The sequence below is a fragment of the Haloferax mediterranei ATCC 33500 genome (assembly GCF_000306765.2).
GTDB classification, from domain to species: domain Archaea; phylum Halobacteriota; class Halobacteria; order Halobacteriales; family Haloferacaceae; genus Haloferax; species Haloferax mediterranei.
In genome coordinates this window covers 1542746-1568526 of record NC_017941.2, presented here as the reverse complement: position 1 = coordinate 1568526, position 25781 = coordinate 1542746, and the positions used below count along the sequence as shown (strand labels likewise).

24 protein-coding genes are annotated in these 25781 nt (G+C 62.1%); 13 read left to right on the top strand and 11 right to left on the bottom strand.

The genetic code is table 11. The annotated features are described in order from the left end of the window. Position 1: 1 nt before the first annotated feature. Entirely contained in the window at positions 2-1996 is a 1995-nt protein-coding gene (locus HFX_RS08050; protein ID WP_004056768.1) for an AMP-binding protein, read from the bottom strand. Positions 1997-2120: 124 nt separating this feature from the next. On the opposite strand from HFX_RS08050, the gene HFX_RS08045 reads away from it, so the two are divergent. Next, the gene (locus tag HFX_RS08045; protein ID WP_004056770.1) at positions 2121-2702 is read left to right on the top strand and encodes a GNAT family N-acetyltransferase; all 582 of its coding nucleotides are present in this window, start codon (positions 2121-2123) and stop codon (positions 2700-2702) included. 23 nt (positions 2703-2725) lie between these two features. Here HFX_RS08045 and HFX_RS08040 read toward each other — a convergent pair whose 3' ends face one another. After that, a complete protein-coding gene (locus HFX_RS08040) occupies positions 2726-2992 on the bottom strand; it encodes a hypothetical protein (RefSeq protein WP_004056773.1) in 267 nt (88 codons plus the stop codon). A 76-nt stretch (positions 2993-3068) separates the two neighbouring features. Beyond that, positions 3069-3320, bottom strand: coding sequence for a DUF7520 family protein (locus HFX_RS08035; RefSeq protein WP_179955335.1), 252 nt, complete (start codon positions 3318-3320; stop codon positions 3069-3071). A 126-nt stretch (positions 3321-3446) separates the two neighbouring features. On the opposite strand from HFX_RS08035, the gene cdd reads away from it, so the two are divergent. The 3 genes from cdd to HFX_RS08020 all read left to right on the top strand — a co-directional run bounded on the left by cdd (position 3447) and on the right by HFX_RS08020 (position 6074). Beyond that, the gene (cdd, locus tag HFX_RS08030; RefSeq protein ID WP_004056777.1) at positions 3447-3869 is read left to right on the top strand and encodes a cytidine deaminase; all 423 of its coding nucleotides are present in this window, start codon (positions 3447-3449) and stop codon (positions 3867-3869) included. Between the two features lie 78 nt (positions 3870-3947). Then, positions 3948-4766 (top strand): nucleoside phosphorylase, encoded by an 819-nt coding sequence (locus HFX_RS08025; protein ID WP_004056780.1) that lies wholly within the window; start codon positions 3948-3950, stop codon positions 4764-4766. Between the two features lie 114 nt (positions 4767-4880). Then, positions 4881-6074: an NAD(P)/FAD-dependent oxidoreductase gene (locus HFX_RS08020; RefSeq protein ID WP_004056783.1), complete on the top strand. Its 1194-nt coding sequence runs from the start codon at positions 4881-4883 to the stop codon at positions 6072-6074. A 220-nt stretch (positions 6075-6294) separates the two neighbouring features. Here HFX_RS08020 and HFX_RS08015 read toward each other — a convergent pair whose 3' ends face one another. Beyond that, positions 6295-6828 carry an Rrf2 family transcriptional regulator gene (locus tag HFX_RS08015; RefSeq protein WP_004056785.1) on the bottom strand — a complete coding sequence of 178 codons (534 nt, stop codon included), beginning with the start codon at positions 6826-6828 and terminating at the stop codon, positions 6295-6297. Between the two features lie 165 nt (positions 6829-6993). Between HFX_RS08015 and HFX_RS08010 the strand changes: the two genes are divergently transcribed. The 4 genes from HFX_RS08010 (at position 6994) to HFX_RS07995 (ending at position 9899) form a co-directional block, all read left to right on the top strand. After that, a complete protein-coding gene (locus tag HFX_RS08010; protein WP_004056787.1) occupies positions 6994-7914 on the top strand; it encodes an NAD-dependent epimerase/dehydratase family protein in 921 nt (306 codons plus the stop codon). A gap of 187 nt (positions 7915-8101) precedes the next feature. Further along, positions 8102-9001 carry an arginase gene (rocF, locus tag HFX_RS08005; RefSeq protein ID WP_004056789.1) on the top strand — a complete coding sequence of 300 codons (900 nt, stop codon included), beginning with the start codon at positions 8102-8104 and terminating at the stop codon, positions 8999-9001. Beyond that, complete coding sequence (locus HFX_RS08000) at positions 9001-9468, top strand: NUDIX domain-containing protein (RefSeq protein ID WP_004056791.1); 468 nt, start codon at positions 9001-9003, stop codon at positions 9466-9468. Before rocF ends, HFX_RS08000 begins: the two co-directional genes overlap by 1 nt. A gap of 65 nt (positions 9469-9533) precedes the next feature. After that, on the top strand, positions 9534-9899 hold the full coding sequence (locus HFX_RS07995; RefSeq protein WP_004056793.1) for a hypothetical protein: 366 nt from the start codon (positions 9534-9536) through the stop codon (positions 9897-9899). A gap of 69 nt (positions 9900-9968) precedes the next feature. Here the strand turns inward: HFX_RS07995 and gyrA are convergent, their stop codons facing one another. Both gyrA and gyrB read right to left on the bottom strand, forming a co-directional pair. Beyond that, complete coding sequence (gyrA, locus tag HFX_RS07990; RefSeq protein WP_004056795.1) at positions 9969-12533, bottom strand: DNA gyrase subunit A; 2565 nt, start codon at positions 12531-12533, stop codon at positions 9969-9971. 1 nt (position 12534) lies between these two features. Continuing rightward, entirely contained in the window at positions 12535-14454 is a 1920-nt protein-coding gene (gene gyrB / locus HFX_RS07985) for a DNA topoisomerase (ATP-hydrolyzing) subunit B (RefSeq protein ID WP_004056796.1), read from the bottom strand. Positions 14455-14708: 254 nt separating this feature from the next. On the opposite strand from gyrB, the gene HFX_RS07980 reads away from it, so the two are divergent. Both HFX_RS07980 and HFX_RS07975 read left to right on the top strand, forming a co-directional pair. After that, positions 14709-17105: a DNA topoisomerase VI subunit B gene (locus HFX_RS07980; RefSeq protein ID WP_004056798.1), complete on the top strand. Its 2397-nt coding sequence runs from the start codon at positions 14709-14711 to the stop codon at positions 17103-17105. Further along, positions 17105-18205, top strand: coding sequence for a DNA topoisomerase IV subunit A (locus tag HFX_RS07975; RefSeq protein ID WP_004056801.1), 1101 nt, complete (start codon positions 17105-17107; stop codon positions 18203-18205). Before HFX_RS07980 ends, HFX_RS07975 begins: the two co-directional genes overlap by 1 nt. Positions 18206-18271: 66 nt before the next feature. Here HFX_RS07975 and HFX_RS07970 read toward each other — a convergent pair whose 3' ends face one another. The 3 genes from HFX_RS07970 to ligA all read right to left on the bottom strand — a co-directional run bounded on the left by HFX_RS07970 (position 18272) and on the right by ligA (position 21695). Continuing rightward, positions 18272-19105 (bottom strand): alpha/beta fold hydrolase, encoded by an 834-nt coding sequence (locus HFX_RS07970; protein ID WP_004056803.1) that lies wholly within the window; start codon positions 19103-19105, stop codon positions 18272-18274. 66 nt (positions 19106-19171) lie between these two features. Then, positions 19172-19882 (bottom strand): MBL fold metallo-hydrolase, encoded by a 711-nt coding sequence (locus HFX_RS07965; protein WP_004056805.1) that lies wholly within the window; start codon positions 19880-19882, stop codon positions 19172-19174. Positions 19883-19937: 55 nt separating this feature from the next. After that, positions 19938-21695, bottom strand: a complete 1758-nt coding sequence (gene ligA, locus HFX_RS07960) for an ATP-dependent DNA ligase LigA (protein WP_004056806.1) — start codon at positions 21693-21695, stop codon at positions 19938-19940. A gap of 118 nt (positions 21696-21813) precedes the next feature. Between ligA and HFX_RS07955 the strand changes: the two genes are divergently transcribed. Both HFX_RS07955 and HFX_RS07950 read left to right on the top strand, forming a co-directional pair. Continuing rightward, the gene (locus HFX_RS07955; RefSeq protein WP_004056808.1) at positions 21814-23343 is read left to right on the top strand and encodes a hypothetical protein; all 1530 of its coding nucleotides are present in this window, start codon (positions 21814-21816) and stop codon (positions 23341-23343) included. An 89-nt stretch (positions 23344-23432) separates the two neighbouring features. Next, positions 23433-23813 carry a hypothetical protein gene (locus HFX_RS07950; RefSeq protein WP_004056810.1) on the top strand — a complete coding sequence of 127 codons (381 nt, stop codon included), beginning with the start codon at positions 23433-23435 and terminating at the stop codon, positions 23811-23813. Positions 23814-23940: 127 nt separating this feature from the next. Here the strand turns inward: HFX_RS07950 and psmB are convergent, their stop codons facing one another. Together psmB and HFX_RS20015 are read right to left on the bottom strand one after the other, a co-directional pair. Next, a complete protein-coding gene (psmB, locus tag HFX_RS07945) occupies positions 23941-24678 on the bottom strand; it encodes an archaeal proteasome endopeptidase complex subunit beta (protein WP_004056813.1) in 738 nt (245 codons plus the stop codon). 134 nt (positions 24679-24812) lie between these two features. Continuing rightward, positions 24813-24986 carry a hypothetical protein gene (locus HFX_RS20015; protein ID WP_004056815.1) on the bottom strand — a complete coding sequence of 58 codons (174 nt, stop codon included), beginning with the start codon at positions 24984-24986 and terminating at the stop codon, positions 24813-24815. A 360-nt stretch (positions 24987-25346) separates the two neighbouring features. Here HFX_RS20015 and HFX_RS07940 point away from each other — a divergent pair, with 360 nt between their 5' ends. After that, a complete protein-coding gene (locus HFX_RS07940; RefSeq protein ID WP_004056817.1) occupies positions 25347-25703 on the top strand; it encodes a DUF555 domain-containing protein in 357 nt (118 codons plus the stop codon). The last annotated feature ends 78 nt before the right edge of the window (positions 25704-25781 follow it).

Sequence of the window (25781 nt, the reverse complement as noted above, 5' to 3'; positions counted from 1 at the left end):
TTCAGGACGCCTGTTCGAGTTTTTCGAGCGCCTCGGGATTCTCGATACTGCTCATGTCGCCGAGTTCCTCGCCCGCGTAGATGGAGGCGATGGCGCGGCGGATAATCTTGCCCGACTGCGTCTTCGGGAACTCGTCGACGAAGAGAATCTCTCGCGGGCGGAACGGCTTGCCCAGTTCCTCGCCGACGACGCCGCGGAGTTTCTCGCGCAAGTCGTCGTTTTCCTCCACGTCGTCTTCGAGGACGACGTAGGCGACGACGGCGGTCCCGGTCGTGTCGTCGTCGGCACCGACGGCGGCGGCCTGATTCACCGCGTCGTGTTCGATGAGCGCGCCTTCGACCTCGGCGGGGCCGACCTTCCGACCCGCCACGTTGAGGGCGTCGTCGGCACGGCCGTGGAGGAACCAGAAGCCGTCTTCGTCCTTCTGCGCCCAGTCGCCGTGGTCCCAGAGGTTCTCCCACGACGACCAGTAGGTGTCGAGGTAGCGCTCGTCGCCGGACCAGAGGCTTTTCGTCATCGCCGGACAGGAGTCGCGGGCGACGAGGAAGCCGCGCTCGTGGGTGTCGGCGATAGATTCTCCCGCGGAGTCCACGATGTCGATGTCCATACCGAGTCCGGGGCCGCCGAGACTGCACGGTTTGAGTGGTTGGGTTGGCATCGGCATGAGGAAACAGCCGCAGATTTCGGTGCCGCCGGAGATGTTGATAATCGGTGCCTCGCCGCCGCCGACGTGCTCGTAGAACCACATCCACGACTCGGGGTCCCACGGCTCGCCGGTCGACCCGAGGAGGCGCAGACTCGACAGGTCGTGTTTGTCGACCGCTTCGTCGCCGTACTTCCGCAGGGCGCGGATGGCGGTCGGCGAGATGCCGAAGGTGGTGATACGGTGGCGTTCTATCATGTCCCAGAACCGGTCGGGTTCCGGGTGGTCCGGCGCACCTTCGTACATGAAGATGGTTCCAGCGAAGGTGTGGTTCCCGATGAGCGTCCACGGTCCCATCATCCAGCCGATGTCGGAGACCCAGAAGAAGCGGTCTTCGGGCTTCTGGTCGAAGCCGAAGTGAATCTCCTTGGCCGTCTGAGCCTGCACGCCGGCGTGGGTGTGGACGATTCCTTTCGGCTTCCCCGTCGTCCCCGACGAGTAGAGCAGCATCGACTCTGCGTCCGAGGGGAGGTGTTTCGTCTCGTATTCGGAGTCGGCCTCGTCGACGGTGTTCGCCCACAACTCGTCGCGGCCGTCGGTCCACGGGACGTCCTCGTTACTATCCTCGAACCGCTGGTAGACGACGACGTGTTCGACGCATCCGGCTTCTTCGATGGCCTCGTCTGCTGTCGGCTTCAGTCGGACTTCCGACCCGCGGCGGTAGAAGCCGTCGGCGGTGAACAACACCGAGCACTCGGGGTCTTCGAGACGGGTCGCGGTGGCGTCGACGCCGAACCCGGAGAAGATGGGGACGGCGGTTGCGCCGACTTTGAAACAGCCGTAGAGGATGGAGATGACTTCGGGGACCATCGGCATGTAGAGACCGACGGTGTCGCCGGTGCCGACGCCGTAGGATTCGAGGACGTTGGCGACGCGGTTCGCCTCCTGATACAGGTCGTGGAAGGTCCGCTGGACGACCTCGCCGTCTTCACCCTCCCAGATACAGGCGACGCGGTTTCGGTTCGGGGAGTCGACGGCGGCGTGTCGGTCCAGCACGTTGTGGGCGATGTTGAGTTCGCCGCCGGGGTACCAGCGAGTGAACTGCGGGCCGTCCGAATTGTCACGTACTTCGTCGTAGTCATCGTAGAACTCGATATCGAGATAGTCGACGAGTTCGTCCCAAAACCAGTCGACGCCGGAGGCGCTCACACCCGGCACCTCGGTCGTCGTCCGTTCGATGAGTTCGTCGTAGTCCTCGATGTCGTGTTCCCGCATGAATCGAGTCACGTTGGCATCTTCGACGAACGCCGAGTCCGGTTCGTGCACCACGGTATCGGTGTCGGGTACGTCCATGAATCGACGTACTGTGACTATAACCATCAATCTTTACTGTTCTTTCATTTTGGTTCCCTAAGCGAGACGGGAATCGACGGACTGGCCCGGGGTGTTTTTGTCTCCCGAAGCGGTATGTTCACGTATGTACGTCCGGGATGCCAAGAACCGAGACGAAGTCTGGTTGCTCGATTCGCTGGAGGAACTCGGGCTTGACGATGGCTCCTTCCGCTCCCGCGACTACGTCATCGCGCTTGACGAGGAGTCGAACGAAAAGGCCGGGTTCGGTCGCATTCGGGTCCACAAGGGTGACACCCCGTTTTGCGAGATTACCTGCGTCGGCGTCCCGGAGCGGTGGCGCAGACAGGGTGTCGGCGCACACGTCGTCGAGCGACTCGTCGACCGCGCCAGCGCCGAGGGATTCGACACCGTGTACGGATTCTCGTCGGCACACCGCTACTGTACGCAGTTCGGCTTCGAGGCCTTGGACGCCGACGACCTCCCCGAAGTGCTTCGAAGCCGACTCGAACAGGTCAGAGAAGCCGACCCCGACGCGATTGCACTCCGACTCGACCCCGGGAAGTTCATGATGCCGGAGCGACTCCGCGAGCGGTTCAAGGTCGCGGCCCCGAAATCTGCCGGGGCAGCAGAACCGGAGTTAACGGCCGAAGACTTCGGCTACGACGAGGAGACGCCGACGAAGTACTCCACGAATCTGCGTCGCTGAACGGTCCGAAACGGTCGGTCGGTTCAGGTCCGGTCGTCGAGGAAGTCTGTACTGAAGACGATCCACGACAGCACGCTACAGAAGAGAATCGGCGGCAGGATGGCGAATCCCCAGAGGGGTTGGAGTCCCTGCAGCAAGATAAGCACCACGTCGGCGAGGCCGAGCGCCAGAAACGGTGCAGTGGCTAACGCGGCGCGCTTCCGGTTTTTGCCACCCTCTTCTTCCGGGAGCGGCCCGGGCGACGGGTTACCGGCCGAAGACGATGCCGTAGTCGACGAGGGCGCATCCATAGATGGCTGTCCGGTCCCGACGAGCAAAAACGGTCCGCCTTTCGGCCGCGATTACACGCTCGGTCGCACACCGAAATTAGGCCTGTTCCATCCGAGAGGCGAACTCGACGAGACCGAACAGCACCGCGAGGATGACCACGGAGAGGACCATGCCGTAGACGCTGAACGCAAGCGGCGTCGTCGGCAGCGAAAGGAGGCCGAACAGCGATATCTCGGCGGCGACTTGGCCGCCGCTCTCGCCGATGAAGACGCCGAGAATCCCCGAAATGAGCACGGTGCTCACGCCGATGAGGAGTAGAACCCGTCGTCCACCCAATTTGTCGTTCACGACGGCGCGTTGGAACCGGACGGTATAGTCGCTTGCGGGACGACACGAGCCGAAAGGGTGCGGTGATACGGCCCCGGATACGAGAGACGAACGAACTAAGCCACCCCACACGAATCACGGCGACACATGCCCGAACCACTCGTCGAACGCGCCCGCGAAGCGCTCGACAACGCCTACGTTCCCTATTCGGAGTACACCGTCGGTGCGGCGCTCGAAACACCGGACAGCGAGGTGTACGTCGGGTGCAACATCGAGAACGCGAACTACTCGAACAGTCTCCACGCCGAGGAGGTCGCTATCGCCGAAGCGGTCAAGAACGGCCACACCGAGTTCACCCGTCTCGTGGTCACCTCGGGTGCCCGCGACGGTGTGACCCCGTGCGGAATGTGCCGTCAGACGCTCGCGGAGTTCTGCGACGAAGACCTTCCCGTCATCTGCGACCTCGGTGGCGATGAGACAGCCGAGTACACGTTGGGCGAACTTCTGCCGGATACGATTTCACTCGACACGCTCGAAGCGGCCGCGGAAAAGCGCGACCGCGACGAGTAAGTTCCGTCTTTCGCTGGCGCAGTTCTCGTCGGCTCCGAAGAACGCAAGAATTTCTACCGCTCCGCTGAGAGTACGTGCATGAACGATAGTGAGGACCCGAACGACGAGGTTCAGTACCACCTCGAAGTCGGTCCCGAGGACCTCGCGGACGCCGTGTTGCTCCCTGGAAATCCAGAGCGCGTCGACAAAGTCACCGCGCTGTGGGAGGACCACGAGGAGAAAGCGTACCACCGCGAGTACCGAACCGCAACGGGAACGTACGACGGGACGCCCATCTCCGTCACCTCGACGGGAATCGGCAGTCCGTCGGCGGCAATCGCCGTCGAAGAACTCGCCCGCGTGGGCGTCGATACCTTCATCCGCGTCGGTTCGTGCGGCGCTATCCAACCGGAGATGAACGTCGGCGACCTCGTCATCACCTCGGGTGCGGTCCGACAGGAAGGGACCTCGAAGGAGTACGTCCGCGAGGACTACCCCGCCGTGGCCGACCACGAGGTCGTCTCCGCCCTCGTCGCCGCCGCGGAGCGACTCGGCTACGACTACCACGTCGGCCTGACGATGAGCGCGGACTCGTTCTACGCCGGTCAGGGCCGACCCGGATTCGAGGAGTTCCGCGCTGCTGGCTCCGAATCGCTCGTCGAGGAACTCCAGAACGCGAACGTCAAGAACATCGAGATGGAGGCGTCGGCGCTCCTGACTATCGCGAACGTCTACGGCCTTCGGGCCGGTGCCGTCTGTTCGGTCTACGCGAACCGCGTCACCGGCGAGTTCCGCACCGAAGGCGAGTCGCGGGCGGCCGAAGTGGCGAGCCTCGCGGTCCATCTCCTCGCCAAGATGGACGAGGTCAAACGCGAGGCCGGCGTTGACCGCTGGCACGCCGGTCTCACCCTCGAATAATCCGACAACCGTCGAACCCGAATTTCGACGCGTCGGAGCGTATAGCCCCCAAATCCCCCGGCATTGGGAGCGAGTTTCAAAGCCCCTTTATCCGATGACTGCACAGACGACCACATGAGCACGCAGGTCGTCGTTCTCGGCTCAGGGTATGCCGGGGCCGGCGCAGTAAAACGCCTCGAAGAAGAACTCGGTTACGACGCACAACTGACGTGGGTCGCCGAACACGACTACCACCTCGTCCTCCACGAGGTCCACCGATGCATCCGTGACCCGAGCGTCGAGTCGAGCATCGCGATTCCCGTCGACGAAGTCAAATCCAACGAAACGGAGTTCGTCAAGGGCCGCGCGACGGACGTCGATGTCGACGAGCGCGTCGTCGAACTCGAAGGCGGCGACACTGTCGACTACGATTACCTGCTTGTCGCTATCGGGTCTTCGACCGCATTCTTCGGCATCGAGGGCCTCAAAGAGTTCGCCCACCAGCTCAAGGGTCTCGACGACGCCCGCGAGATTCACCAGGACATCAAGCAGGCGGCCAAAGACGCTTCCCGCGACGACCCCGCGAAGGTCGTTATCGGCGGTGCTGGTCTCTCCGGTATCCAGACCGCCGCCGAAGTCGCAGAGTACCGCGACATGAACCGTGCGCCTATCGACATTCAGGTCGTCGAAGGGATGGACGAAATCTTCCCCGGCAACGACCCTGAACTGCAGGGTGCACTCCGTCGCCGCCTCGAAGAACTCGACATCGAAATCCTGACCGGCGACTTCATCTCGAAGGTCGACGAGGAGACGGTCTTCCTCGGCGGCGGCGAGGACGTCGAACCCGAGGAACTCCCCTACGACGTGCTCGTCTGGACCGGCGGTATCACCGGCCAGCCCGAAGCACGGGACCTCGAACTCGAACAGGACGAGCGTTCCCACCGCTTCTTCGCCGAAGAGGACTTCCAGACGAGCGACGAGCGCGTCTTCGCGGTCGGTGACTGTGCCCTCGTCGAGCAGGGCCCCGACAACGTTGCCCCGCCGACGGCGCAGGCCGCCTGGGACGCCGCGGACGTTGCTGGCGAGAACATCGCTCGCGCTATCGCCGGAAAACCACTCAAGCGCTGGACGTTCACCGACAAAGGGACGGTCATCTCCATCGGTGAGGACGCCGTCGCTCACGGCGTGAAGTTCCCCGTCGTCGGCGAGTTCCCGGTCAACGTCTTCGGCGGTCCGCTCGCTCGGATGCTGAAGAAGGGTATCGCCGCGAACTGGATTTCCGACGTGACCTCGCCGAAGCGCGCGCTCTCCGCCTGGAACGACCTGTAAGCGAGCGAAACGCTCACTGTCGCAGGTTCTACGTTCTTTCTCCTCGGTTTCTTCTCGTTTCCTGACTGCCCGCACAAGTTGATTTCCCCAGCGAGTATGCGCTATGTTGCTCTCTCCGGTGACACGACGATACCGTCCTGACGGACGATATGGACGGCACCGAGACGCTCTCGAAGAAGCAGTCGCTCAGAGAGAAAAGAGAGAGAGAATATCGGCGCGTTCAGTGCTGCGGTTCGCCGATGGGTGCCTGCATATCGTCAATGCGCAGGATGAGAATGTTGCTCGTGTCGTCTTTACCGTCGAGCGTGCCGTCGATGACGAGCTTCGAAAGCGGCGTGGGGCCGACACGAATCTTGTCGCCCTCGTGGAAGTCACGGACCGAGCCCTGCACGTGAATCTCGGCACGGCACAGTTCGGGGTGGTGGACGCTGGAGAGGTCGATTCCGTCGACGTTGACGCCGTCGACCTGTTCGTCGTTGTGGAACAGCGGAACCGACGCAGGCTCGTCCATCTTGTCAACATCGAGCGCTTCGTAGGCGTTCGCGGTTGGCTTGTAGCCACCCTTCGGTCCCGGTACACCCTCGACAAGCTGGAGTGCCTTCAGGCTCTGCATCTGGTTGCGGATGGTACCGGGGTTGCGGTTGACTTCTTCTGCGATGTCTTCACCTTTCACCGCATCTTCAGATTCTCGGTAGAGGTTGATGAGTGCGGTAAGGATAGTTTTCTGACTCGAAGTGAGCTCGATTGATGACATGGAGAATGGTTGGCTACATACGTCCTTAAATCCGATGGATGACGCCTCGAATCTGTCGTTCGTCTACTTTGTGACGAATAACCACTCATGAATGTTCATTTTGGACCGCTATTTGGTCAGGATGCGGTCGATAGCACTATACACCTCACGGGAGTGCGGTCGAATATGAACGGGAAACGAGTCCTCGTCACCGGCGGTGCCGGATTCATCGGCTCGAACCTCGCAAACCACCTCGCTGCGGATAACGACGTGGTTGCGGTCGACGACCTCTACCTCGGGACGCCCGAGAATCTCGATGATGCCGTGGAGTTCCACGATATGAGCGTCCTCGACGACGACCTGCCGACCGAGGATGTGGACGTAGTGTTCCACCTCGCAGCGCTGTCGTCGTACAAAATGCACGAAGAAAACCCCACGAAGGGTGCTCGCGTCAACGTCGAGGGGTTCGTGAACACGGTCGAACAGGCACGAAACGACGGCTGTGACACCGTCGTCTACGCCTCCACGTCCTCCATTTACGGTTCCCGGACGGAACCCTCTCCCGAAGACATGCCGGTCGAGGCCAGAACTGGCTACGAAGCGTCGAAACTCGCCCGCGAGCGCTATGCGGAGTATTTCCACAACCACTACGACATGCAACTCGCCGGTCTCCGATTCTTCTCGGTGTATCAGGGCTTCGGCGGCGCAGAAGAACACAAAGGTGAGTTCGCGAACACCATCGCACAGTTCGCCGACAAAATCGCAAACGGCGAGGCACCGGAACTCTTCGGCGACGGCTCCCAAACCCGCGACTTCACGCACGTCGACGATATCGTTCGCGGTATCGAACTCGCTGCGGACCACCGGCTACAGGGTATCTACAACCTCGGGACGGGCGAGAGCTATTCGTTCAACGAGATGGTCGAGATGATAAACGAAGTTCTCGGGACCGATGTCGAACCGGAGTACATCGAAAACCCCCTCGAAGTCTACGTCCACGACACGATGGCCGACTGCACGAAGATTCACGAGGAAACCGGCTGGGAACCCGAAATTACATTCGAGGAAGGCGTCCAGCGCGTCTGTAAGCCGTACCTCGACGACTGATTGATAGAACGTCTAGCTGACTGGCTGACCCCTCTACTCACCTTTCGATTTACCTCTCGTGACCGATGGGTTAATTGTCAACTGAAATGGAAACCAGTATATGGTGTTTTATCATTTATTTCTTCCGTTATCCTCCGTCTGGTGACTAACCGGTGGAGGTAAATCGCCGGTATCTGTGAGTAGAAATATGGCGAAATCTGTCCGAATTATCGGCGCACCAACGGATTACGGTGCAAACCGACGTGGCGTGGATATGGGCCCTTCCGCGATTCGATACGCAGGACTTACGGACCAACTCGAATCCGCTGACGTCTCACCGGAAGACGCCGGCGACCTCACGGTCCCACACCACGCGATTCACGACGCCGATGCTGGTGGAGATAACGCCAAGCACATCAACGAAGTCGAAGAGGTCTGTACGGCGCTCGCTGACGCCGTCGCGAACGCACTCGACGATGGCGTAACGCCACTCGCCCTTGGCGGTGACCACTCAATTGCAATCGGGTCGATGGTCGGAAGCGCACGTGACGCCGACATCGGCGTCGTCTGGTTCGACGCCCACGGCGACTTCAACACGCCCGAAACCTCGCCGTCGGGGAACGTCCACGGCATGCCCCTTGCCGCCGCGCTCGGCATCGGTGACTTCGAGGGCGTCGAGTGGGCTAACGCACCGAGCCTGAAAGAAGAAAACGTCGCTATCGTCGGCCTCCGCGACGTCGACGAAAACGAGACGACGGCGATTCACGACAGTGACGTGACCGCCTACACGATGTCTGACATCGACGAGCGCGGCATCACCGAAGTGACTCAGGACGCGCTCGATGTCGCCACGAGCGGAACCGACGGTGTCCACGTCAGTCTCGACCTCGACTGGCTCGACCCCAGAGAGGCACCTGGCGTCGGGACGCCCGTCCGCGGTGGAGCCACGTACCGCGAGGCCCACGCGGCGATGGAACTCGTCGCCGAGTCGGGGGCGATGCGTTCGCTCGAACTCGTCGAAGTCAACCCCATCCTCGACGAGCACAACGAGACGGCCACGCTCGCGACCGAACTCGCCGCCAGTGCCTTCGGGAAGCGTATCCTCTGATGCCAGCGCCCAGAGAAGCGCCAGCACCGCACGACTTGGCCGCGGGCGTCGTCGTCATTCGGGACGACGCCATCCTCGCAGTCTACGAGAAGGACCGATGGGGACTGCCGAAAGGCGGGTCCGAACCCGGGGAGTTCTTCTTCGAAACGGCCGCTCGCGAGGCTGAAGAAGAGACCGGGGTTCCGGTCGACATCCAATCGCTCGCATTCACGAGCGAGATTCGCGGTCCAAACCGCCGTATCTACCTCCAGCGGTTCTACCACGCGACGCCGCAGGAAGCGGTCGAACCCAGTCCGAGCGACCCGGATGACGAAATCGAGAGGGCGGCGTACATCCCGCTTTCCGAACTCGGGACGACGCTCACCTACCGCCCGCGGGTCGAACCGCTCCGCGACTGGCTCAGAGACCGCAAACCGCGGCACTACACCTACGACCTGACGAGCGAACCGTCGCACGTCGAAGAGTAGGTCGTCGGCACCGTGCCGCCGGGCAAGACGGAGAATATTTACAATCAGATTGTCACTTTTTGGTGATGAGTCACAGGACGCTCCCGTCGCTCGTCGGCCTTCTCGTGGCAGTGCTTGTTGGTAGTGGACTCTACTGGCTCGCCGAAAACGTCGGCTTGGCGCTTGCAACGGGGATTGCGTGGGGTGGAGGATTCGCTACTGTGGTGTACGGCGAACGGCAGTATTCCGCTCATTACCCCGGGAGCGAATGGAGCAACAAGTGGTCCACACTCGGTACTGTTCTCATTACAATCGCAGCGACTGTCGGCATCGGTTCGTCGTTTCCCGTCTCATTCGAACTCCGTCTCGGACTCCAGTTTCTCGTCATTGGCACTGGGTTCGTCGGTAGCATGGTTGCGACGGTGGCGGAACTGGAGCGAAACGCGGCGTGATAGACGCTCCTCACATCACGGCACCGGCATACTACAACAAAAAGAGTCCCGGCGTCTCCGGGTATCGGCTTACTCTTCGTCGGCGACCGCTTCGACTTCCGCCTCAGCGTCCGCGTCGTCTTCGAGTTCTTCCTCTTCGGTCGTCATCTTCGGCGGAATCACGTCGACGGAGGCGACGGTGTCGCCCGCATCGAGGTCCATGACGATGACGCCCATCGTGTTGCGGCCGACCGTCGAGATGTCTTCGACGGGGGTCCGGAGAATCTGCCCTTCGTCGGACATGACGACGAGGTGGTCGCCTTCACCGACAGTGTTGATAGAGCAGACCGGGCCGTTTCGCTCGTTGGCCTTGATGTCGATGAGACCTTTCCCGTTGCGCGACTGCGAGCGATAGGCGTCGATGTCGGTACGCTTCCCGTAGCCGTTCTCGGTGACGGTGAGCACCCAACTGTGGTGGTCCTCGTCGATGGCGGCGACACCGGCGACTACGTCGTCGTCTTCGAGTTTGATGCCGCGAACGCCGCGGGCCGAACGACCCATCGCGCGGACTTCATCCTCGTGGAACCGGATGGACATCCCCTGCTCGGTGCCGATAACGAGGTCGTGAGTGCCGTCTGTGACTTCCACGTCGGCGAGTTCGTCGCCCTCGTCGAGTTTGGTGGCGATGATACCCGTCGAAAGGATGTTCTGGAAGTTATCGACGCTGGTACGCTTGATGTAACCGCTCTGGGTTACCATCGTCAGGTAGCCGTCGACTTCCTCCAAGTCGTCGCAGTTGACGACGGCGGTAATCTCCTCACCGTCGTCGAAGTCGAGCAGATTGACCGCGGACTTCCCGCGGGCCGTTCGCGACATCTCGGGCACCTGGTAGGCCTTGAGTTGGTAGACCTGTCCGTGGTTGGTGAAGCACAACAGGTCGTCGTGGGTGTTCGTGACGAACACCGACGAGACGTTGTCCCCTTCTTTTAGGTCCGTACCGATGATGCCTTTCCCGCCGCGGTTCTGGGCGCGGAATCGGGAGACAGGCATGCGTTTGATGTAGTCGTCCTCGCTGACGATGACGACCACGTCTTCCTCGGGAATGAGGTCGGCACGCGTGACCTCGCCGGTGTTGGCGACGAAGGAGGTCCGTCGCTCGTCGGCGTACTCGTCTTTGATTTCGAGGAGTTCCTCCTCGATGACGGCGTCGAGTTCGGACTGATCGGCGAGGATGGTTTCGAGGCGCTCGATAGTCGCTTCGACCTCCTCGTACTCGTCTTCGATTTCGGCCGCTTCCATCGAGGTGAGCGAACCGAGTTGCATCGAGACGATGTGGTTCGCCTGGTCCTCGGAGAAGTCGAACGACGGGAGCGCCTCGCCGTCGACTTCGACTGTCACTTCGCCACGGAGTGCGGCTTTGGCGTCGTCTCGGCTCTCGGAGTTCCGGATGGTCTCGACAACGTTGTCGATGTTTTCGAGGGCCTTCAGGCGGCCTTCGAGGATGTGTGCGCGGTCTTCGGCCTCGGCGAGTTCGTACTCGGAGCGCCGTCGAACCACGTCACGGCGGTGGTCGAGATAGTGTTGCAGCGTCTCTTTCAGCGTGAGGACCTTCGGTTGGCCGTCGACCAGTGCGAGGTTGATGACGCCGAAGGTCGATTCGAGGTGGTTGTCGAGCAGTTGGTTCTTGACGACTTCAGCCATCGCGCCACGTTTGAGTTCGATGACGACGCGGATGCCGTCGCGGTCGGACTCGTCGCGGATGTCGCGGATGCCCTCGATTTTGCCGGCGTTTACGTCGTCGGCGATGCGCTCGATGAGGCGGGCCTTGTTTTCCTGATACGGGAGTTCGTTGATGACGATGCGGCCTTCCTCTTCGAACACGTCGTAGTCGGCGCGGACGCGAACGCGGCCGCGACCCGTCTTGTACGCCTTGTGGACCGCGTTTCGACCGACGATGTTCGCGCCGGTCGGGAAGTCGGGGCCCTTGACGTGTTCCATCAGGTCCGTGACGGTCGCGTCGGAATTCTCGATGAGTTCGACGGTGGCGTCGATGACCTCACCGAGGTTGTGCGGCGGAATGTTCGTGGACATCCCGACCGCGATACCCGACGAACCGTTGACGAGCAGGTTCGGGAACGACGACGGGAGGACCGTCGGTTCCTGCATGCGGTCGTCGTAGTTCGACTGGAAGTCGACGGTGTCCTTGTCGATATCTTCGAGGAGTTCCTCGGCGATGGGGGACATCCGCGCTTCCGTGTACCGCATCGCGGCCGGTGGGTCGCCGTCGACGGACCCGAAGTTCCCCTGCCCGTCGACGAGGGGGTAGCGCATGGAGAAATCCTGCGCCATGCGCGCGAGGGCGTCGTAGATGGCGGAGTCGCCGTGCGGGTGGTAGTCACCCATCGTCTCGCCCACGATGGACGAGGACTTTCGGTGCGACGAGTGGGCGGTCACGCCAGCCTCGTGCATCGCATAGAGAATACGCCGGTGGACCGGCTTGAGACCGTCGCGCACGTCGGGGAGTGCGCGACCCGCGATGACCGACATCGCGTAGTCGATGTACGACTGTTCCATCTCGTCTTCGATGCGTGCGTTCTTCACTTCCGCCGCGATGCCCGCGTCGGGTTCGAATGTATCTGGTGCGTCAGAACTCATATTAGATATCTACCCACTCGGCGTCTGTCGCGTGGTCCTTGATGAACTGCTTTCGCGGACCGACGGCGTCGCCCATCAGGATATTGAACATGCGGTCGGCCGCGGCGGCGTCCTCGACAGTGATGCGCTTGAGGACGCGGTTTTCGGGGTTCATCGTCGTCTCCCACAGTTGGTCGGGATTCATTTCGCCGAGACCCTTGAACCGCTGGACCTGCGTGGGGTTGCCGTTGCACTTCTCTTCGATGATGCGGTCACGTTCCTCCTCGGTCATCACATCGTAGGTGTTGCCGCGGTAGCGAACGCGGTACAGCGGGGGTTGCGCCGCGTAGACGTAGCCCGCTTCGATGAGGGGGCGCATGTGCCGGTACAGAAGCGTCAGGAGCAACGTTCGGATGTGTGCTCCGTCAACGTCGGCGTCAGTCATCAGAATGATGCGCTGGTAGCGCGCCTTCTCGATGTCGAATTCGTCGCCGATACCCGCGCCGATGGCGGTGATGAGCGCTCGAACTTCGTTGTTTTCGAGGATTCGGTCGAGACGGTGTTTCTCGACGTTCAGAATCTTCCCGCGGAGGGGAAGAATCGCCTGGAACTTGCGGTCGCGGCCCTGTTTCGCAGAGCCACCTGCGGAGTCACCCTCGACGACGAACAGTTCGGACTCCGTGGGGTCGCGCGTCTGACAGTCCGCGAGTTTGCCCGGCAGCGACGTTGATTCGAGTGCGGACTTGCGGCGCGTGAGTTCCTCGGCCTGCTTTGCGGCTTTGCGGGCGCGAGCGGCCTCGACGGCCTTCGAGATGATGGCCGTCGCCGTGTCCGGGTTCTCCTCGAAGAACGTCCCGAGTTGCTCGTGAGTGACACTTTCGACGATACCACGAACCTCGGAGTTGCCGAGTTTCGTCTTCGTCTGCCCCTCGAACTGCGGGTCGGGGTGCTTGACCGAGATGACGGCGGTGAGACCCTCACGAACGTCCTCGCCGCGGAGATTGTCGCCGTCGAGGTCCGAGAGCATCCCCTCGGAGTTCGCGTAGTCGTTGACGACGCGGGTCAGCGCGGTCTTGAACCCGGTCAGGTGCGTCCCGCCTTCGCGCGTGTTGATGTTGTTGGCGAAGGCGTGGATGGAACCTTGCAGTTCGTCGGTCGCCTGCATGGCGATTTCGACCTCAATGCCTTCGGACTCGTCTTCGTAGTAGATGAGGTCGTCGTGGAGCGCCGTCTTCGTCTCGTTGAGGTACTCGACGAACTCGCGGATGCCGCCTTCGAAGAGGAAGGTGCTCGATTTGTCGGTTCGCTCGTCGGTGAGCGTAATCTCGACGCCCGAGTTGAGGAACGCGAGTTCGCGGAGACGGTTTTCGAGCGTCTTGAAGTCGAACTCGGTCGTCTCGAAGATTTCTCCCTCCGGCCAGAATCGAATGGTGGTTCCGGTATCTTCGCCGGGTTCGAGGTCGCGAACGCGCTCGAACTGGTCCGGCTTCGGTTCGCCGTGCTCGAAGCGGTGCGTCCAGACTGCGCCGTCGCGCTTGACTTCGACTTCGAGTTTCTGCGAGAGCGCGTTGACGACAGAGACACCGACGCCGTGGAGTCCCCCGGAAACCTGGTAGGACTTGTTGTCGAACTTCCCGCCTGCGTGGAGGACGGTCATGATGACCTCTAGTGCGGGTCGGTCGTACTGTTCGTGCGTATCTACCGGAATACCGCGGCCGTTGTCCGTGACGCTGACAGAACCATCCTCGTGGAGGGCTACTTCGATAGCGTCGCAGTACCCCGCAAGCGCTTCGTCGATAGAGTTGTCGACGACTTCGTAGACGAGGTGATGGAGTCCGCGAGAATCGGTGGACCCGATGTACATCGCCGGACGCTTTCGAACGGCTTCCAACCCTTCGAGGACCTGAATCTGTCCGGCCCCGTACTCGTTATCCTGTGACATCTGAAATGGCCTAGGATAGCCCGTCCCTTAAAGGCTCGCACGCGCGGGCGCGAACTACTTACTGAAGTATCGCTTTGCCAGTTTAGCGCGGTCTGGCGGTCTCGGCGTTCGGCGATCCGATTATGATTGTGACTGTCTATCTCTCGTTCGCTGTTCCGTTGGTATCATCGCCCACACCCCGTGAGACCCGCGTTCACTTTCACTCCGCTGCCGGTGAGTACTTAACGCGGGACTGGGTAGATGCGGAACAGGAAATGACGTCGTTCCAGTCGACACTCGGTGACGAGCCGGGGATCGCAGAGGAGTTGGCCAAGGGCCAGCGGGAGATCTCCATCGCCGAGTTCTTCGAGAAGAACAAGCACATGTTGGGCTTCGACAGCGGAGCCCGCGGGTTGGTCACCGCCGTCAAGGAGGCGGTGGACAACGCGCTCGACGCCACGGAAGAAGCGGGCATCCAGCCCGACATCTACGTGGAGATAGCCGAGGCGGGCGACTACTACCGCCTCGTTATCGAAGACAACGGGCCGGGCATCACGAAAGAACAGGTGCCCAAAGTGTTCGGGAAGCTCCTCTACGGCTCTCGCTTCCACGCACGCGAACAGTCCCGCGGGCAGCAGGGTATCGGTATCTCTGCGGCAGTTCTCTACTCACAACTAACCAGCGGGAAACCCGCGAAAGTGACGAGTCGCACACAAGGCGCAGAAGACGCCGAGTACTTCGAACTCGTCATCAACACGGACCAGAACGAACCCGAGATTCGAACCGAGAAGACGACTTCGTGGGACCGCCCCCACGGGACTCGAATCGAGTTGGAAATGGAGGCAAACATGCGGGCGCGCCAGCAACTCCACGACTACATCCTCCACACCGCAGTCGTGAATCCGCACGCACGACTCGAACTTCGGGAACCCGGTCTCGACGAACCGATGAAGTTCGAGCGGGCGACCGACCAACTTCCCGAACAGACGACCGAGATTCGCCCGCACCCCCACGGTGTCGAACTCGGGACGCTACTGAAGATGCTCGCGGCGACGGAGTCCTATTCCGTCTCTGGCTTCCTCCAAGAGGAGTTCACGCGCGTCGGCGCGAAGACTTCCAGCAAGATTCACGACGCCTTCCGCGACCGACACTTCGGCCGCGAGATGACGTGGCGAACGCCCGCTGCGACCGAGTCCGACGAACTCGTCGCCGTCGTCGAAGACGCCGTCGCCAACAAAGGCAAAGACGCCACGGCGGCGTTCGCCGAGGAACTGGTCGATATCCTCGTCGGTAAAGACCGAGTCGCACACGGCGAACTCGTTACTATCGTCGGCAACGTCGCGGAATCCGTCGGCGACGAGACGGACACGTCGTTCGGCGACACGGTTCAGTCGAACGTCGTCGAGGCCGTCTGGCCCGTCCTCTCCGAAGACCGCGAAGGCGACACGTACGCTATCGTCGACGACGTGACGACCACGCAGAAAGACGACGCTGGCAAGGTGTCGATGGCGCGGTCTATCGCCACACAGTTCGCCGAAACGACCGACTTGGCGGACCGTGCGACCCACGACGATATTTCGGAGTTCGTCTCGTGGGCGGCGGAACGAACCAAGGAACGCGAAGACGAGACGTACGGCGAGACGGCTCGCGAGAAAATCGTCGATGCCATCTGGTCGCGCATGCGCACTGTCTCCGACGAGGTGCCGAAAGTCCGCGACATGGCCGACAACCGCGATATCGCCCGCGACTTGCTCGAAGCGATGCGCGAGACGGACATCCTCGCGCCGCCGACGGACTGTCTGTCGCCAATCTCCGCCGGTCTCGTCGAAGAGGGGTTGAAAAAGGAGTTCGACGCCGATTTCTACGCCGCGGCAACCCGCGATGCGGAAGTCCACGGCGGCGACCCGTTTATCGTCGAAGCCGGTATCGCCTACGGCGGCGAACTGAAGTCCGAAGGCAGCATCGACCTGCTTCGCTTCGCCAACCGCGTCCCGCTCGTGTATCAGCGGGGGGCGTGTGCAATCACGCACGTCGTGAAGGACATCGGGTGGCGGAACTACAACCTCGACCAACCGGGCGGCAGCGGAATGCCGAACGGCCCCGCCGTGCTTATGATTCACGTCGCCTCGACGAACGTTCCCTTCACGAGCGAGTCGAAGGACGCGCTCGCCGACGTGCCGGCGATTCAAGACGAGGTCGAACTCGCGATTCGCGAGGCGGCCCGCGAACTCAAGTCCTATCTCTCGAAGCGTCGGTCGCTCCAGAAGCGCCGCAAGAAGCAGGACGTGCTCGGCCGCATCCTTCCGCAGATGGCGACGAAGCTCTCGGAAGTCACCGAGCGTGACGAACCGAACATCGAGGGCGCACTCGCACGCATCATGAACAACGTGAGCATCGAACGAACCGTCAAAGACGGGACGGTCACGCTCTCGGTGAAGAATTACTCCAGTACCAACGAGTCGCCCGATATCACGGATATCGTCTCTGCGGAACCGAAGGGCCTCAACGGCGAGGCGTCGGTTGTCGACCTCGACGGCGAGTGGTTCGTCAAGTGGAATCCCGAGGTGTCGTCCGGTGAGACGGCGACACTCACCTATTCGGTCGAACAGGACGCGTCGTTCGACATCAACGTCGACGGCGTCGAGACGGAGAAACTCACGGTGAACGTATAATGGCATCCGAATCGAAGACTTCCGAAGAACTCGCCCGCGAACGACTCATGGACCTCGCAGCGGAGTTCTACGACCAGTTCGACGCGGGGGAGATTCCGACGATGGAACTCCCGACGCGGACGAAGAGCAACATCGAGTACGACGAAGACGCGAACGTCTGGGTCTACGGCGACCGAACCTCGACGCGCTCGGCCAACAGCGTCCGCGGCGCGCGAAAGCTCCTGAAGGCCGCTTACACTATCGAGTTCCTCGCACGCCAGTTAGAGGAAGACCGCTCGTCGACCCTGCGTGAGCTGTACTACCTCTCCGAATCGTGGGATGCAGAGGAGGCCCACTTCTCGGGACAAGACGAGTCGAACCAACTCATCGAAGACCTCGAAATCGTCTCGGAGGTTACCCGCGAGGACTTCCACATGCGTCCCGAGGAGTCCGGTGCGACCCTCATGGGACCGCTGGAACTCCGAGAGCAGACCCGTCGCGGCGAGCGCGATATCCACTGCCAACTGGACGTTGGCGAGGGTGGCTACCAGATTCCGAACAATCCCGACACTATCCAGTTCCTCGACCACGACATCGACTTCGTCCTCTGTGTCGAGACCGGTGGTATGCGCGACCGCCTCATCGAAAACGGGTTCGACGAGCAGTACAACGTCCTCATCGTCCACCTGAAGGGGCAACCCGCGCGGGCGACTCGTCGCATCACGAAGCGCCTGCACGACGAACTCGACCTGCCCGTCGTGGTGTTCACAGACGGTGACCCGTGGTCGTACCGTATCTACGGCTCTGTCGCCTACGGTTCCATCAAGTCCGCACACCTTTCGGAGTATCTCGCAACTCCGGAGGCCAAATTCATCGGCATCCAACCGCAGGACATCGTCGATTACGACCTGCCGACCGACCCGCTTGCGGACTCGGACATCAACGCGCTCCAGTCCGAACTCGAAGACCCACGCTTTATGACCGACTACTGGAAGGAGCAAATCGAACTCCAACTCGACATCGGAAAGAAGGCAGAACAGCAGGCACTCGCCGCCCGCGGGCTTGACTTCGTGACCGAAGAGTACCTCCCGACCCGTCTCGACGAGATGGGCATTATCTAAGCCGCCGGGCTACTCGACGGTCAATTTTCACAGATTTTCTCGTCTCAGCACCCGCAGTTTGGGGTGTTAGGGATGTAGCCCGTCACCGCGGAACCCGTCGAAGAACCGTCTGAGGATGCCGTTTAGTTCCCTCGACTCGCTCGTCGCGAGGTCGTGGCTTTCGCCCTTGAACAGGGCGAGTGTCGCATCGTCGATACCGTCTTTCGCCTCGCGAAGTCGAGGCTCCGGGAACAACCGGTCGGCATCGCCCGCGGCGATGATAGTCGGTGCGTCGATATCGTCCAGAATCTCCCGCGAATCGTGTTCGAGACAGGCAGTACAGGAGATAACTGCGTCAGCGGGAACCACGGGCCGGAAGTCGACGAATCGGCCAGCGGCTTTGAGGAGTGTCGGAGCAAGCGTTTGTTCGTAGCCGGTCGCCGATTCGCGCGCCATCTCGGCGACAATGTCGGCCCATTTCCCTTTGCCGGCCAAGTTTCGCCATCGTCTCATCACGTTTTCACCGTGGCCACCGAGTCGCGTCCCGGCCGAGACGAGAGCGACGGAGTCGACGTAGTCGCCGTAATCTGCGGCGAGATACTGGGCGACGAGTCCGCCCATCGACACGCCGATAACGTCTGTCGGCCACAGGTCGTGTTCGTCGATGACGGTTGCGTAGCCGGCGGCCATGTCCCGCGTCGACGACCCGACCGGGAGGTGTTGCGGTCGACCGACGACCCACACGTCGCGGTCGGAAAACTCCCGGAAGAGACTGGACAGAATCATCGCAGTACCGCGGTTCGGTTCCTCGCGTTGGAAGGCATCGGAGAGACCGGGCAGCACGAAAAGCGGGTCGGCGTCGGAATCACCGAATCGATAGTAGGGACGCCGGCCATCGAGCGTACCGTAGTCGAGGTCCATGCGTGGACGGACGGTCCGGCGGGGCAAAATCGTTCTGTCCTCGAACACGTACACCCACGGTGTGAGTTAGACCTCCTCGGGGTCGTCGAAGACGACGGGAATCCCACGTTTCGCCACGTCGACGACGAACGCCTCTTCGTCGGCTTCGAGAACCGGGATGGTGTCGTAGTGGACGGGCAACACGAGGTCGGGGTCCAGCGTCTCCGCGAGGTCGGCGGCTTCGTGGCGGTCCATCACGACCGAGCCACCGATGTTGGCGAGGAACAGCGAGACTTCGAGGTGTCGGAACCCTTCGAGCACGTCCGAATCCCCCGGCCAGAAGACCGACCGACCGCCGATAGAGATGCGGTACGCACAGCCGAGTCCCCGGGGGTGGTACGGCTCGCCGTTCTCCCGGAGGTGCGGTCCGTCGGGGTCGTTGAAGGCCGGAAGCGACCACACATCCACCTCGCCGACGGTGAGGAAATCCTCTTCGTCGACTCGAACCGTCTCGTACGGGAGGTCTTCGACGGGGACGACGTCGCGGTCGATGTTCGCCGCATCGACTCCCTCGAAGGCGACGACGGTCGCATCCGAATCGGCCACCTGCTCGATGGCGTCCGAGTCGTAGTGGTGGTCGTGCGTGACGAGAATCAGGTCGCCGTCGCGGGCGTAGTAGTCGTCGAGGACGCCGTACCGGCCGGGGTCGAAATAGACGACGAAGCCGTCTGGCGACTCGATGCGGACGGTCGCGTAGCCGAGCCACGAAACGTCGAGGCCGTCGTGTCTGATAGTCATAGCTGTGAGGTGGGTCTGCCGAATAAAAAGCGCGACTACTGCAGGTTGTTTTGTCCTATTGCGACTCGGCCAACCGCTCTATGCGCTCCAGCGAATCGGCCGTTTCCGCGGTTTTGTCCTCCCGTACGGAGATAAATCGCGGGAACCGAAGCGCGTACCCCGACGAGTACGTCGGCGACGCCTGAATCTCCTCGTAGCCGACTTCGAAGACGACCGACGGGCGAATATCGACTTCCTTGCCCGACTCGCGTTCGATTTCGGGTTCGAGTAGCTCCGTGAGTTCGACCAGTTCTTCGTCGGTAATGCCCGTCGCAACCTTGCCGATAGTCTCGAATTCGTCGTCGCCGGACTCGTCGTCGACGCGGGCCGAAAGCAGGAACGTTCCGAGGAATTTCGCGCGGCGGCCTTCGCCCCACTCGGCACCCGTCACCACGAGGTCGAGGGTCTCCACGTCGGGTTTGCGCTTCAGCCAGTTCTTCCCGCGGTCGCCCGGTGAGTAGGCCGCGTCGGGGTTCTTCAGCATGATTCCCTCGTGGCCGGCTTCGAGCGCCTCGGATTCGTACGCGGCGACTTCGTCGGGGCAGTCGGAGAGGAGCAGGTCGGAAACGGCGTCGGAGTCTGGCCCGAGAACCGTTGCCAGTCGGTCGTGTCGGGTCGTAAGCGGTTCCGTCAGGAGGTCGTCGCCGGCGGCGTGGAGGCAGTCGAACGCCCGGAGTTCGACGCGGACCTCTTCGCGCATCCGACCCACGTCGTGCTTGCGGCGGAAACGCCGGAGAATCTCCTGAAACGGGAGTGGCTCGCCGTCGTCGTCCATGGCGACCACCTCGCCGTCGAGGATGGCTGGCTCGTCGACCGCGTCCTCGACGAATTCCACGATTTCGGGGAGCGCGTTCGTCACATCCTCCATGTTCCGGGAGAACAGCGACACATCGCCCGCTTCGTCCCGGTGGACCTGCACGCGAGCGCCGTCGAACTTCGTTTCGACCGCCGCAGTCTCCCACTCGTCGAGCGCGTCGGCGGCAGTCCCGGCTTGCGCCAGCATCGCCTGCACCGGGCGTCCGACTTCGAGACGGACCTCGCTGAGACCGGATTCGCCCTCATCGCGGGTGACTTCGGCGACCATGCCGTAGTCGTTCGAGACCTGTAGCGCACGGGCCACGGTGGCGATGGCTTCGTCGCGTCGTTCGCGGGCGGCCGTCTCGGTTTCCGTGTCTACGTCGTCGTCGCGGATGGCAGCGGCGTCTTCGGGTGCGACGAGGAACGCTTCGGCGATTGCGTCCCGGACGGTTCCCTCGCCGACGCCGATACGCATCTCGGAGAGGACGAGTCGCGCGAGGAAGCGCGCTTCGTCGGGGTCGGTTCGGTTGAACAGGCCGTAGAGCGTTTTGAGCTTCGTTTCTTCGCTTCCCGACCCCGACGCGGCGGCGAGCGCGCGCAGTTCGGAATCGACTTCAGCGACGGTCAAGCCGTCTTGGCCGCCAGCCCCGAAAGCGGCAAGGCCGCGTTGGCCGCCGAAATCGTAGCTTGCGGCGACTGCACCGATTTCGCCGCGGTCGGCGAGGCGGTCTTCTACGTCGTCGGCGGAGACGTTCGGTCCGGCGGCGCGGGCAATCGCCTCGTGGCAGAGCCGGGGGCCGATATCGAGGGTAGTCGAATCCCACGCCGGGAACACGCGACCTTGAACGAAGCGAGCGACCGTCGAGAGGTCGTCGTCCGCGTCGCGAAACAGGTCCGAAAGGAGCGAGACGACGGCGAGGTCCGCACTCTCGGCTTCAATCTCGGCGGCGCGGGCTGCGAACTCGGCGAACTCCATCGACGCAGACTATCGCCGCCCGGAGCAAAAGCGTCTCGACAGTCGTCGGGGATGTGATTCGCTGTCGAACGACTGTCTTGCCGGGACGTTCAAGGGTCTCGATGTTTGAACCTCGGGTATGAGCGACGACCTCGCAGAGCGCGTCGAAGACGTGCTCGCGGTCGACGCGGCCGAGTTCGAAGCGCAAGCAAACGCCGACGCCGAGGTGCTCAAGCACGAACTGCGTGAGGGGACCTTCGACAACCATCAGTCCATCGTCGGCTTGGAGTACGAGTTTTACGCCGTCTCCGACGGCCGGTGGTCCGCGAGCGAAGACGACGTCCACGCGCTCATGCGAGTTCCGAGGCGACTGCTCGGACTCATGGGCTTCGAAAAGGAGTTGGGACTCCACAACGCCGAGATGACGACGAGTCCGCAACCGCTGAACGCCCACGGGCTTCGCGCACAGGAGTCCGAGGTTCGCGCCCGTCTCGACGCCGCGCTCGACTGCGCCGCCGCTGAGGGGATGCGACTCGTCTCCGACGGAATGTGGAGCATCCCGCCCGCCGGAGAAAGCGCCAGCGAATACCTCACCGACTCCGTCACCGACGGCGGCGTCCGACTCGCGACGAACATGAGCAATTCGGTCCGGTATCACGCGATGGCGAACGGTCCGACGGCTCCGTCGTCGTTCACCCTCGAAGCACCTCACGTCTCCCTCGAAGCGGACACCGTGATGCCGGAGGCGCTTATCACGTCGATTCAACCGCACTATCAGGTGCCGCACGCGGTGGACCTGCCGCACTTCTTTAACTACGCGCTCCGCATCGCCGGGCCGCTCTTAGCTCTCGGTGTCAACTCGCCGTTCTTCCCGGCCGACCTCTACGACGACGATGTGACGACGGCGGAGATACTCGACGATGGCTGGGACGAACACCGAATCGCCGTCTTCGAATCGGTGCTCAACTCCGGCGACCACGAGAAGGTCATGTTCCCCCGCGACCTCGACACCGTCGAAGACGCCGTCGACCGCGTCGTTTCGGACTCGACGATGGTTCCCATGTCCGTCGAGCGTGGCGACCGATTCGACGACGCGTTCGCCACGCTGCGCCGCAAACACGGCACCTACTGGCGCTGGGTCCGCCCGGTGTTCGACGGCGCGTCTCGCTCCTCGGCGAACGCCCGAATCGAGTTCCGCCCCATCGCGGGACAGCCAACCGTCCGCGACTCCGTGGCATTCCAAGCCGCCTTCGCGGGACTCATGGAGCGACTCCCTCGACAGGACCACCCCGCTATCGCCATCGACTGGCAAACCGCGGAGGAGAATTTCTACACCGCGATGCGAGAGGGTCCACACGGCGACATCTATTGGCTCGACGCCGACGGCAACGAGGTGTCGGGTGCGGAACTCTACGAGGACTTGCTCGTCCACGCCCGCGACGGCCTTCGACTCGCAGGGTGTTCGAAAGAAGAGGCGAACTACTACCTCGAACCGCTTCGCAAGCGGGTCGAAACGGGGGTTACGCCGGCCGATTGGAAGCGCGCCCGCGTCAGCGACGTGCTCGACGACGGTGCTGACTTCGAGACGGCGCTCCGGACGATGCAACGCGAGTACGTCGAACACCAGTCCGAAACGCTCCTCGAAGGGGAATTCGCGGACTGGTTCTAACGCGACCGGACCCGAACGAGCCTCGCGGGTCTCCCCCCCCAACATTTTGTCGAAGAAACAACTATTGAGTCGCCCGACCAAGGCGCGGTATGGTCACCCGTCGAACGAAAGCGCTCGTGCAACTCGGCCTCTCGCTTCTCGCGTCGCTCTGGATGCTCCTGCTCCGGAAGATACGTCAGGACAGCGAGGACGAACAGCACGCGCCCGCTCGCTTGTCTCTCGTTGGACTCGTCGCGGGAGGGGTCCGCGGGGTCGGCCACCTGTGGGCGAACGACCGCGATTTCTGGCAGATTCGGACGAGTCGGCGTCGTCGTTTTCTCGCCAGCCTCGTGACGACGACCGTCGATGTTCGGCTGTCGTCCCGTAGCGAATCATTCAATGACAGTTTCGCGCTCGGACACCTCCTCGGCGCGACCGTCTACCGAGCCTGGTTCGGACTCCTTCGGCCGCTCCCGGAAGCAGACGGCTGAGAAGCGATTGCAGCCGACTGGGAAGCGGCCAGAAGCGGTGAGCCGCGTCGAAAACGACGAGAGGCGATTGAAACGCGAGTCCCGCGGGTACGCGACCGGCGGAAACGAAGAGAAACCGCGTACGGCCTTATTCGAAGTCGAGGCCTTCGAAGTTTTCGTGGCGCTGGATGTCGACGCCGTCTTCGGTGACGACGGCGATGTTGATGCCGTTACCCGACGCGAGGTCACGCTCGACTGCGGAGCGAATCGCCTTCGTAGCGACCTCTCTGGCCTCGTCGATGCTCAGGTCCTCTGAGAACTCCTGTTCGAGCACACCGAGGGCGTACTGGCTGCCGGAGCCGGTGACAGTGTACTCCTCTTCGAGGATGGAGCCCGCAGGGTCGATGCTGTAGATGTGTGCACCCTCGTCGTCGACGCCGCCGAGGATGGGCTGGACGATGTAGAAGCCACCCGAGCGGAGGAAATTACCGACGAGCGTCGAGAGTGCCTGCATGCTCATGTCCTCGCCGCGGCGGGATTCGTAGAGTCGAACCTCCGCGCGGAGCGAGCTGATGAGCGACTGGGCCGCGGAGACCGACCCCGCAATGGTCAGTGCGCCTCGCGGGTGAATCTCTTCGACCTTCTGGACGTCCTTCGAGGAGACCATGTGGCCGAGGCTTGCGCGCATGTCAGTTGCAAGGACGACGCCTTCGTCCGTCTTGATACCGACCGTGGTCGTTCCGGTCTTCGTCTCTTTGTCACCGAGCGAGTCGGCTCGACGCTCGGCGTGCGGGAACTCGCCGAGTTCGGGACCGAACACGTTCGAGTGGTCGCCGTTGAGTGAGTCGAGACGGCTAGAGAACTCGTCGTGAGTCGGGGTACGCATTGTCTGCGATTACACTTCGGCGCTGATAAATGCAACCCTTCACCTCGCCGTTGCCGGTGATATACTGTCTGACGCCCGCTATCGGCGGCGCCGCTCTCGGAGCGGAGTCGACAAATATAGCGGTGTGGCCCGGGTTAGCGGGTCGCAGCGCGCTCGTAGGCAGTTCCGGTTGTTTCCACGAGTCGGTGGATTGGGAGGGTCACACCCATTCGACGTGCAGCGAGTGCGATGGGGAGCAGTGCGATGCCGGTTGCGACCGACAGCTGGTAAGCGGCGAACAGGATGTATTTCGTCAGGCGGTGGAACATTACCGTTGTCCTCAGTCGTGGCTCGGGTGGTCCCCCACTATAAGTCTTCTCTCCACGGTGACTATCGGAACCCGGAGCCGTCTGTCGATTCAACTGTACTTGTCTCTCCTTCAACGAATCCGACCATTTGGCGTGAGTCGCGTGTCACCCCCCGAGCGGATTCGCATAAGTTATGACGATTATCCGGGTGGCATGCGCAGTACGTGCGCGAGTCGAGACCGGGGTAAGGTTGCTGCCGTCCCGCAATTGTCATGGTTCTACACGGTTGCATGTGGGATGTGTATCCGTGGGCATGTAACCCACTAACAACCCGCCGCGCGAACCACAAGACACGAAACCCCACCGGTGCGTAACGTATGTATGAGCAACTATCTCGTCGCGATGGAGGCGGCCTGGTTGGTCCGGGACGTCGAAGACATCGACGACGCCATCGGCGTCGCGGTCAGCGAAGCTGGCAAGCGTCTCAATCAGAAGGACAAGGAGTACGTCGAAGTCGAAGTCGGTGCGACGCCGTGTCCCGCCTGTGGCGAACCGTTCGACTCCGCGTTCATCGCGGCTAACACCGCACTCGTCGGTCTACTCCTCGAAATCAAGATTTTCAACGCAGACGGAGAAAAGCACGCCTCTCGTATCGCAAAGAGCGAAGTCGGCGGCGCGCTCCGTGACGTTCCCCTCGACGTTATCGACGTGAGGGAGTTCGACGACGAAGAACAGTAACCTCCGAGAACGACGTCGCCAGCCGAGACACGCCGTGTGCCGACCGGCTACGACACTCGATTTTTACGCGCGTAACCG